1 protein-coding gene is annotated in these 766 nt (G+C 35.8%); it reads right to left on the bottom strand.

What is annotated here, in order from left to right:
• Positions 1–515 (bottom strand): T6SS immunity protein Tdi1 domain-containing protein (locus GMD6S_RS11535; RefSeq protein WP_000892205.1); only part of this gene is annotated, 515 nt, incomplete at its 3' end.
• Positions 516–766: the final 251 nt, after the last annotated feature.

Genomic DNA, 766 nt, shown 5'->3' with positions numbered 1-766 from the left:
AGTTGGTACATGAGGTAAATGTGCTCCAAGACTTTTACCTTATCCATGTGGTCTACATCTTTAAAGCCTCCTAATGCCAAAAGTGGAACGAAACCGAAACACTCATCGTAGGCTAATTGAGCATGTTTGGCAACAGCTTGCCTATATAAATTAAGTTCAAAGTTATCAGTCACATATGAATTATCTAAAAATCGAATGAATAAATCCAGACCCTTACAAATAATATCCATATCCTGAATATTATATTGGACAATTCCCACGTAGGCATTCTTTTCCCAAGTAATAATATCTCCAAATGCCGTCACAAACATTGGAAAAGCAATGTCTCCTCTGAAATAGCTATTTTGGAGAAGCTCTAGATAATCATCTGGATTGATGACTTTTAGATAACCATCTAAAAAGGTTCCCAGACCATCTTCCTGCCAAATTTGTAGCAACTCCGCTGGAACTTGACCCTTATACTTTTCAATCACTTCTTGGGGCATGTCTGACACTTTAATAAAGTTTTCTAGCATGTTTTCCTCCTTTTTCAGTTTATAGACAAAACTATTAGATGCTATTCCCCTCATTCATAGAAAATCTAAAATAGGTTGCTTTCCCTCCCAAATAAGTCGGGTAGCTTTACGAAGCAGAAAAAACTTCCTCATCTTGCTCATTCAGAATCGCTTGAATATCTCCACCATTAACTACTACTAGGTAGTCCACTGGTAGAATCAAAGATTTTATTAGTTTTGGATTCTTTTTCAATATTTCAAAAGCATACATA

The organism is Streptococcus sp. GMD6S, from assembly GCF_000297015.1.
Note: the sequence above shows the minus strand (reverse complement) of the source record. Positions and strands in the feature narration are given on the sequence as shown.